This window comes from Rhizobacter sp. P2_H2 (genome assembly GCF_056403375.1).
Genome location: NZ_JBFUFP010001381.1, coordinates 1 through 1,182, shown reverse-complemented (window position 1 = coordinate 1,182; position 1,182 = coordinate 1). Strand labels below are relative to the sequence as shown.

General features: G+C 72.8%; 1 protein-coding gene. It reads left to right on the top strand.

Features of this window, described 5'->3' with window-relative positions:
- Positions 1 to 121 precede the first annotated feature (121 nt).
- A partial coding sequence (locus AC1D15_RS33255; protein WP_477829426.1) for a GNAT family N-acetyltransferase occupies positions 122 to 1,182 on the top strand: 1,061 nt, incomplete at its 3' end.

Genomic DNA, 1,182 nt, shown 5'->3' with positions numbered 1-1,182 from the left:
GCCTGAAGGTGCTGGCCCACCAGCTGGCCCGCCGTGCCGGGCTCGACCGCATCCGCCTCAAGCGGCACGAGGCCGCCGCGCTGCGCGTGGACCCCGACGCGCCGGACGGGGTGGCGCCGCTGTGATCGAGGTGCGCTGCTTCGGGTCGCTCGCGCAGGCCGCGGCGCTGCGCCACGACATCGATGCGCTGAACCGCCAGTCCGCCCGSCCGGACCCGTTCTCGACCTTCGCGTTCTTCGAGACCTGGCTGCGCCACGACGAACGCCACCCCGCCGGCACCGGCATGCAGCTGTGGTTCCTGGCCGCGTTCCGGCGCAACGAGCTGGTCGGCTACGTCGCGCTCAAGCGGGTGCTGCGGCGCGTGCTGGGCGTGCCGGTGGCCACCGTCGATTTCCTCGTCACGCACGACACCGACCGCCCGCACGCCGTCGCGCGGGCCGAGGACGTGGGCCCGGTCTGCGAGGCGTTCTACGCGCACCTGCTGGCACGGCGCGCCGACTGGAGCTACCTGGAGTTCCAGCAGCAGGACGCGGGCTCGCCGCTGTTCCCTCCGCCGGCCTCGGTCGACCTCGGCGGCTACCTGGTGCGCGAGTGGCCGGCGCTTGCGAACTGCACGATCCCGGTCCGCTGGGCCGGCCTCCCGGCGTACTGGCAGGCGCTGTCGAAGAAGTCCCGCTCGAACCTGGCGCGGCAGCTGGAGGCCACCTTTGCCGCCGGCGAGGTCACATTGCTGAGGTCGTCCGACCCGGGCACCACGCCGGCGCTGCTGGCGCTGTACCTGAGCATCGAGCCGCGCAGCTGGAAGGCCCGCGAGGCCCGTGCGCAAGCCGACATCGGGCGCCACCCGGCCCGCCTCGCCTACTTCCGCAGCCTGCTCGACGAGGCGCAGCCGATGCGGGTGTCGATCCAGGTGCTGCTGGTCGACGGCGTGCCGATCGCGGGGCTGATCAACGGCGCCTTCCTTGACGGCCTGTACGCGCTGCACATCGTCCACGACGACCGGGCCGGCCGGCTCGCGCCCGGTTCCGCGATGCTGCTGCTGGGCATGCGCGAGGCGATCKACGGCGGCTTCGCGTTCTTCAACCTGCTGTCGGGCTTCGGCTACTACAAGTCGCGCTGGCTGGCCGAGGCCACGAGCACGCGGATCGCGCAGATCTACCGCACCGGCGGCCTGCTCTACTG